9 protein-coding genes and 1 pseudogene are annotated in these 7,237 nt (G+C 69.6%); 8 read left to right on the top strand and 2 right to left on the bottom strand.

Going from position 1 to position 7,237, the window contains the following annotated elements; all coding sequences use genetic code 11:
* The 5 genes and pseudogenes from VF536_RS01445 to VF536_RS01425 form a co-directional block, all read left to right on the top strand.
* Window positions 1-227 (top strand): annotated as a pseudogene (locus VF536_RS01445) (acyl-CoA dehydrogenase); the annotation flags it as partial.
* The gene (locus VF536_RS01440; RefSeq protein ID WP_331613002.1) at window positions 215-1,072 is read left to right on the top strand and encodes a PIG-L deacetylase family protein; all 858 of its coding nucleotides are present in this window, start codon (window positions 215-217) and stop codon (window positions 1,070-1,072) included. The pseudogene VF536_RS01445 and the gene VF536_RS01440, both read left to right, overlap by 13 nt.
* Complete coding sequence (locus VF536_RS01435; protein ID WP_331613001.1) at window positions 1,069-1,707, top strand: class I SAM-dependent DNA methyltransferase; 639 nt, start codon at window positions 1,069-1,071, stop codon at window positions 1,705-1,707. The genes VF536_RS01440 and VF536_RS01435 overlap by 4 nt, the downstream gene beginning before the upstream one ends.
* Entirely contained in the window at window positions 1,704-2,357 is a 654-nt protein-coding gene (locus VF536_RS01430; RefSeq protein ID WP_331613000.1) for a glycosyltransferase family 2 protein, read from the top strand. The genes VF536_RS01435 and VF536_RS01430 overlap by 4 nt, the downstream gene beginning before the upstream one ends.
* Window positions 2,358-2,367: 10 nt before the next feature.
* On the top strand, window positions 2,368-3,249 hold the full coding sequence (locus VF536_RS01425; RefSeq protein WP_331612999.1) for an SDR family oxidoreductase: 882 nt from the start codon (window positions 2,368-2,370) through the stop codon (window positions 3,247-3,249).
* Between the two features lie 61 nt (window positions 3,250-3,310).
* Here VF536_RS01425 and VF536_RS01420 read toward each other — a convergent pair whose 3' ends face one another.
* Entirely contained in the window at window positions 3,311-3,688 is a 378-nt protein-coding gene (locus tag VF536_RS01420) for a DUF6697 family protein (protein WP_331612998.1), read from the bottom strand.
* Between the two features lie 246 nt (window positions 3,689-3,934).
* Between VF536_RS01420 and VF536_RS01415 the strand changes: the two genes are divergently transcribed.
* From VF536_RS01415 to VF536_RS01405, 3 genes are all read left to right on the top strand, one after another.
* Entirely contained in the window at window positions 3,935-4,810 is an 876-nt protein-coding gene (locus VF536_RS01415; RefSeq protein WP_331612997.1) for a type II CAAX endopeptidase family protein, read from the top strand.
* Window positions 4,807-5,280 (top strand): MarR family winged helix-turn-helix transcriptional regulator, encoded by a 474-nt coding sequence (locus VF536_RS01410; RefSeq protein WP_331612996.1) that lies wholly within the window; start codon window positions 4,807-4,809, stop codon window positions 5,278-5,280. The genes VF536_RS01415 and VF536_RS01410 overlap by 4 nt, the downstream gene beginning before the upstream one ends.
* A 128-nt stretch (window positions 5,281-5,408) precedes the next feature.
* Window positions 5,409-6,641 (top strand): EAL domain-containing protein, encoded by a 1,233-nt coding sequence (locus VF536_RS01405; RefSeq protein WP_331612995.1) that lies wholly within the window; start codon window positions 5,409-5,411, stop codon window positions 6,639-6,641.
* Window positions 6,642-6,696: 55 nt separating this feature from the next.
* On the opposite strand, the gene VF536_RS01400 is transcribed toward VF536_RS01405, so the two are convergent.
* The coding region (locus VF536_RS01400) for a hypothetical protein (protein WP_331612994.1) at window positions 6,697-7,237 on the bottom strand (541 nt) is incomplete at its 5' end.

The following is a 7,237-nucleotide window of genomic DNA, read 5'->3' as shown; positions in this document are numbered from 1 at the left end:
CGCGCGCGTGGGCGCTGCGCACGCGGGCCGCCAGCGACGAATGCGCCCAGCAGGTGCTGCGCGCCGTCACGCGCGCGATGGGCGCCGGCCCGCTGTGCCACGACGAAGGTTTCGCGCGCCTGGCAGCAGATTTGCCAGTGTTCATCCGCCAATGCCATGGCGACCGGGATCTGGTCGCCCTGGGTCACCAACTCCTCAAGCAGGCGGACACGACATGGACGCTCTGACAATCGATCGGGGAACCCCGGAACTGCGGCAGAAGCTGCTGTCGGGCGAGGCCCCCACCCGTCGCCGGATCGAGGGCACGGGAACGCCGGAGCGCGTTTGGCGTCAGTGGATGCCGATGTGGGAGACGCCGCCGGTATCGCTCGATGAACTCGTGCCTGTCGGCGCGCGCGTGGTCGTGGTCGCGCCCCATCCCGACGACGAAGTGCTGGGTTGCGGCGGGCTCCTGTCCCTGCTCGCGACGCGTCTGCGCGCCGCCGCGCCCGGCGCGTCGACGCTCGCGCCTTTCGTCGCGGTGATCGGCGTCACCGACGGTGATGCCAGCCACCCCGGTTCGACGACCTGGACGCCCCTGCACCTCGCCGCGCAACGGCGGCTGGAGCGCCTCAGGGGTCTGCGTCATCTCGGTCTGCGCGTTCCTGTCCACGCGCTCGCCCTGCCCGATGGCCGCGTGCGTTTCCACGAACGGCGGATGGTCGACGCCCTGTCCCGACACCTGCTGCCGGACGACGTGGTGATCACCACCTGGCGCCACGACGGCCACCCCGATCACGATGCGGTCGGCCGCGCCTGCGCCGACGCGGCGCGCGGCGCCGGCGCGACGCTGCTGGAGATGCCGGTCTGGACCTGGCACTGGGCCCGACCGGGCGATCCGACCGTCCCCTGGCATCGGCTGCGGCGACTGCCCCTGTCCGGGCGCGCGCTAGAGGACAAATGGCTCGCGTTGTCCGAGCATCGCAGCCAGCTGATGCCGGACGGGGAACGCCCCCCGGTGCTGTTCCCCGAGGCCGTGGATCGCCTGCTCCGACCGGCGGAGTTCTTCTTCATGCCCGAGCGTCCGGCATGACCGCGCCGAGCCGACCGCAAGCCGGCGCGCTGGCCGATCACTTCGAATCGCTGTTCAGCGAAGACGCTGATCCCTGGGGCTATCGCACGCGCTGGTACGAGCGGCGCAAGCGCGCACAGATCCTCGCCAGCCTGCCCGCCGAGCGCTACGCGCGCGTCTTCGAACCCGCATGCGCCAACGGTGAATTGAGCGCCGACCTGGCGACGCGCTGCGACCGGCTGCTCTGCAGCGACGGCAGCGCGACGGCCGTCGCCCACGCCCGTCGCCGGTTGGCGCATCTGCCGCATGTCGACGTGGACTGCGCGCAGATCCCCGCAGACTGGCCCGAAGGCCGCTTCGATCTGGTCGTCCTGAGCGAGATCGGCTACTACCTCGACGACCATGCACTGCGTCAGACGATAGCCCGCGCGGTGGCGAGTCTCGCGGCCGGCGGCACGCTGCTCGCCAGCCATTGGCGACATCCCGAAGGCGACTACTTCCGCAGCGGGGACGACGTGCATTGGCTCATGAGCGCGGTTTTCCAGGAGCACTTCGGCTGGACACGGCTGCTGCGGCATGAGGAGGAGGATTTCCTCGTCGAGGTCTGGAGCCTGGACGGCCGGTCGGTGGCCCGACGCGAAGGACTGCGGCCATGATTGGCGCGGTGGTCCCCGCCCACAATGAGGAAGCCCTGATCGGCCGGGCCCTGCAGGCGCTGCGGGTCGCCGCCGAGCATCCTGACCTGCGCGGTGAGGAGGTGCGCATCCTGGTCGTCCTCGACGCTTGTCGCGACCGGACGTCAGAGATCGCGCGCCACCTCGGCGTGCAATGTGTGGCCGTCGAGGCGCGCAACGTCGGCTTCGCGCGCGCGGCCGGCGCGCAGGCCCTGATCGAGCAAGGCGCGCGCTGGCTGGCCTTCACGGACGCGGATTCAGTCGTGTCGCCAAGCTGGCTCTCGCGCCAGTTGGCCTTGCGGACCGAAGCCGTCTGCGGCGTGGTCGAGGTGGACGACTGGACCGGTTTCACGCCCGAGGAGCGGACCGCCTACGAGCTCGGCTACACCGATGCCGAGGACCATCGCCACATCCACGGCGCCAACCTGGGCGTGAGCGTGAGCGCCTATCAGCAGGCGGGCGGATTCGCGCAGCTGCGCAGCCGCGAGGACGTCGAGCTGGTGGAGCGGCTCCACGCGCTCGGCATGCGCATTGCCTGGACCAACACCGTGCGCGTGGTCACGAGCGCCCGACAGGACGGTCGGGCGCCGGACGGCTTCGCGGCCCACTTGGAGCGCCTGCGCTGCGCCTAGGAGCCTTTCCATGACCTCTTCCGACAAGACCGGCAAGGCCGACACGATCGCCTTCCAGAAGCAGTCCCAGCCCTGGCCGGGCCTGGCGCGCGACATGATCCCGCCGCCCGATCACGGCGAGAAGACCTACGTGGGTCATGGCCGCCTCGCCGGCCGGCGCGCGCTGATCACCGGCGGCGACAGCGGCATCGGCCGCGCGGCCGCGATCGCGTTCGCGCGGGAGGGCGCGGACGTGGCGATCAACTACCTGCCCGACGAGGAGCCCGATGCGCGCGAGGTGATCGAGCTCATCCGGGAAACAGGACGCCAAGGGATCGCGTTGCCGGGCGACCTGCGCGAGGAGGCGTTCTGCCAGAAGCTGGTGGCGGACGCCGTGCGCGAGCTCGGCGGTCTGGACATCCTCGTGAACAACGCGGCCCGGCAGCAGAGCCACGAGTCGATCCTGGACATCAGCACCGAGCAGTTCGACTGGACCTTCAAGACCAATATCTACGCGCCATTCTGGCTGTGCAAGGCGGCGATCCCGCATCTCGCCGAGGGCAGCTCGATCATCAACACGGCGTCGGTCAACTCCTACGACCCGGGAGAAAACCTGCTGGACTACGCGACCACCAAGGGCGCGATCCTGATCTTCACCAAGGGCCTCGCGAAGCAGCTCGCCAGGCAGGGCATCCGCGTGAACGCCGTGACGCCGGGCCCGTTCTGGACGCCGCTGCAGGTCTGCGGCGGCCAGACGCAGGAGAAGCTGCAGAAGTTCGGCACCGACACGCCGATGGGGCGCGCCGGTCAGCCCGCGGAACTCGCGGCGGTGTACGTGCTGCTGGCGTCGAACGAGTCGAGCTATGCCACCGGTCAGGTGTACGGCGCCTCGGGCGGACGCGGCGATCCATGACCCGAGCCTCGCTCAGCAGGTCGGCGCACAAGCAGTCCTGCACGTCGACCCGTTCGGACGCTCAGTCGCCTGTCTTTCGCAGCCGGATCACGCGGGACACCTGACTCAAGGTCAGGCCGCTCCCCGAGATGAACGGCGCGCAGTCCGCCGGCGTGGTCAGCGAATCCGCGACTTCGTAGCGGCCGACGTAGCGCCATCGGTTGCTGTCCGCGCGCATGAAGACCGGCACCGCGCCGCCTTGCCGCGCAAAGGTGCGCCCCGCCGCGCGCGAGGCGGCACGGGTGCTGCACAGCACGACGTCAGGCCCCTGGGGATTGCGCTCCGGCTTCAGGCAGGCCGCGACGACCTTGCCGTGATGCGTGGGAAGAAAGGCCTGCTTGTTGCCGCCGCAGGTGGCGTGGATGTCTTCGCGGCTGTAGTCCTTGCCGATGACGAACATGATGAGGTGAACTCCAAGATCTCGCGGCGCAATCGGCCGCATGAGGGAGCCTCACGATAGGCGGCACGACCTCAAGACGGCATCTCTTCTCGGGCATCGGACATCAAGACGGCATCAGCGCAAAGGCGCCGGCTCGGTCGTCCTCCCGGCACCCGACCGATTTGCATAAGCAGCAATGCATCTGTAGCATAAGCGCTTATAAAAACCGCGCGCCGCATGCTGCGTCGCCGCTACCGGGAGGTCTCCATGTCAGTCGAAAGCATTTCGTACGCGCCACCCACTCCCTGGTACCGACCGTCGCTGCGCTCGCCGATCGTGCGCATCGTCGTCGGCGCTTTCGCCACCGTGGCGCCGGTGGCGCTGACGATGGCGGGCATCCACGCCCTCCTGCCCAAGCCCTACCGTCAGTTGTGGCCGCAACTGCTGGCCGCGATGCTCTGCGTGCTCGCCTATCGCTGGTTCGTGCACGTCCTGGAGCAGCGCCGGATGCACGAGCTGGCCCGCACCCCCGCCGTGCGGGAGGTCCTGACGGGTGCGCTGATCGGCCTGGCGCTGATCAGCGGCATCGTCGGCCTGCTGTGGTCCGCCGGCGTGCTGAGGATCACGGGCATGACCTGGCACGACCTGCTGGCGCCCATGGCCGAGATGACGCTTGCCGCGGTGCTGGAGGAACTGCTCTTCCGCGGCGTGCTGCTGCGCATCCTGGTCGGCTGGCTGGGCCTGTGGCCCGCCTTCGCGATCTCGTCGCTGCTGTTCGGCCTGGCGCATCTGCCCACCGAGGGCTTCTCGGCGGTGGCCTTCCTGGCCATCATGGTCGCCGGCGCCCTGCTCTCCGCCGCCTACCTCGTGCATGGCCGGTTGTGGCTGCCGATCGGCCTGCACTTCGGATGGAACTTCGCGACCACGGCGATCTTCGGCCTCTCGTCCTCCGGCAACAAGACGATGGGAGTGCTTCAGACCGCGCTCGACGGGCCGGCGTGGCTCACGGGTGGCCGCTTCGGCGTGGAAGCGTCGGCGGTGACCCTGGCCGTGACGGCCATGGCCACGGTGGCGCTGCTGGCGTGGCGCAGCGGCCGGCAGGCCGGGGCCGCTCCCGGCGACACCCGATGGAGACAGCCATGACGAGAACCCTGGGCACGCAGTTGCGCCACCTGATCGAGTTGCTGGACAGCGCCGTCGAACGCTCCTACGAGAACCTGGACCCCAGCTACCGTCCGCGCTATACGCCGGTGATGCGCGTGCTGATGCAGGACGGCGTCGCCACGATCAGCGAGATCGCCCAGAGCGCGGGCATCAGCCAACCTGCGGTGACGCAGACGGTCGCCCGGATGACGGAGGCCGACCTCGTGTCCGTGACGCCTTCGGAGACGGATGCGCGACAGCGCATCGTGCAGCTGACGAAGAAGGGCAAGCGCCTCGCGCCCCGGCTGACGCAGTGCTGGGAAGCGACCGCGCTGGCGGCCAGGAGCCTGGAGGCGGACATGCAGGTGCCCCTCGGACGCGTCCTGGAAGACGCCATCCAGGCGCTGGAGAAACAGTCCTACGACGAGCGGATCGCCACTGCCCGGAAGGCGCTCGGAATCCAGAAGTGAAGACGACTGAGGTGAAGGCGGCTTCCCTGTAGGGAAACGGCAGACACGCCCTTCCTGGGCCGCCCTCTCCCGCAGCCGATGGATCCCTCCGATGATGCGGGAATGAAAACTGCCTGCGCAGCGCCTCGATGAGCCCCACCTCCGAAGGAACGGCGTCCTGCGCGCTCGCCACGGCGTTCCAGCCCGTCTTCAGCCTCACCCATGGCCGTCTGGTCGGCCATGAAGCGCTGCTTCGAGCCAGCGATGCCGACGGCCGCCCCATCGCGCCCAACCGGCTCTTCGACGGGCTGCCCGACCACCACGCCCGCGCCGACCTCGACGTCCGCGCCGTCCGGCAGCATCTGCAGGCGTATGCGGCCATGGGCAAGCGCGACTCGCCCGAGTGGCTGCTGCTGAACCTGCATCCCGCCACGCTGCTTGAATCGACCGGCGCGCTCCAGGACATCGACCGCGCGCTGGACGCCAGCGGCATCCGGGCGTCGCGCGTCGTGATCGAGGTGCTCGAGTCCCCGCTGTTCGAGGACGAGCGCGTCTATCCGGCGCTGCAGCAGCTGCGCGCCAAGGGCTGCCTGATCGCGCTCGACGACTTCGGCGCCGGGCACTCGAACTTCGAGCGTGTGTTCGACCTCGCGCCGCACCTCGTCAAGCTGGACCGCCGCGTGCTCCTGCGCGCCAAGCAGGATCCGAAGGCGCTGCGCATCCTCCAGCGCATGGTCTCGCTGCTGCAGGAATGCGGCGCGCTCGTCCTGGTCGAAGGCATCGAGACGCTGCAAGGCGCCCACATCGCCCTGACCTGCGACGCCGATTTCGTCCAGGGCTATTTCTTCGGCCGGCCCCAGGCGGCGACCCTGTCGCTGGAGGACGGCAGCGAGGCGCTGGACGCCGCGTGGCACAGCTTCGACGAGGCGCAATCCCGCAAGGACGACCGCTGGCGGGAATCCATGGCCATCCACTGCGACCGGCTGCGCCAGGCCAGCGTCGCCCTGGCGGCGGGGCGATCGATGGACGAGGCCTGCGCGGACTTCCTGTCCGCGCCCAACGCGTCGATGTGCTACCTGCTCGACGACCAGGGACGCCAGCTCGCCGACATCGCCTTCCGCGACGACGCGGCCCGGGAGAAGCTGCAGCGCGCGGAGCAGTTCGAGCCCCTGCACAACTGCTCAGGCGCCCGCTGGTCGCGGCGCCAGTACTTCCGCCGCGCGGTGAGCTTCCCCGGCACCGTCCAGCTCACACGCCCCTATCTGACGCTGCAGGGCGGCTGGATGTGCCTGACCGGATCGATCGCGTTTGAACTCGGAGGCCGGACGGCCATCCTCTGCGGCGACCTGCGGGTGCACCTGCCGGCGGGGGACGTGACGTGACGCGTCCCGCGCCGCCATCGCGCTGAAGAGCGCCCGGGGGACCGGGCGCTTCCTGTCAGGTGCTGCTGCCGTTGCGGATCTCCGGATCCGTCGTGGCGATGAGCGTCTCGGCGCCGCCGGACTCCGGGCGACGGAACACGAGCACGACGCCGCGCGAAGTCTTCAGGTCCACCGGGATCGTCAGCCAGGTCGCACCGTCCGCGCCCTTGGCGACGAAGGTGTTGGGCAGGCCGCAGGACGTGCGCAGCGTCTTGGCCACCGCGGCGAACAGCGTCACCGTCGGATCGGGCTTGCGGCCGTCCAGCTGCTCGAGCGCCTGCGGCGGGATCTCGCGGCAGCGCTCGGTGAACCGGATCTTCTGGGTCCCGCCGGTGGTGTCCAGCGTCGAGCCGACGCGCTTCCATTCCTTGTCGAAGTAGGCGCAGTCCACGATCTTTTCGGTGCGCTCGATGATCTGTTCCAGCTGGTCCTTGGGCTTGAGCGGCACGACGTAGTAGAGCGTCGCTTCGTCGCGATGGGCTTCGTCGGCGTCGGAGAGGATGTCGGTGGTCATGAGGGTCGCCTGCCTTTCAGGGCTGTGGTTGAGGAACTCGTGA

The organism is Roseateles sp. (genome assembly GCF_036486225.1).
GTDB lineage: Bacteria > Pseudomonadota > Gammaproteobacteria > Burkholderiales > Burkholderiaceae_C > Roseateles.
This window is presented reverse-complemented; position numbering and strand designations above follow the sequence as displayed.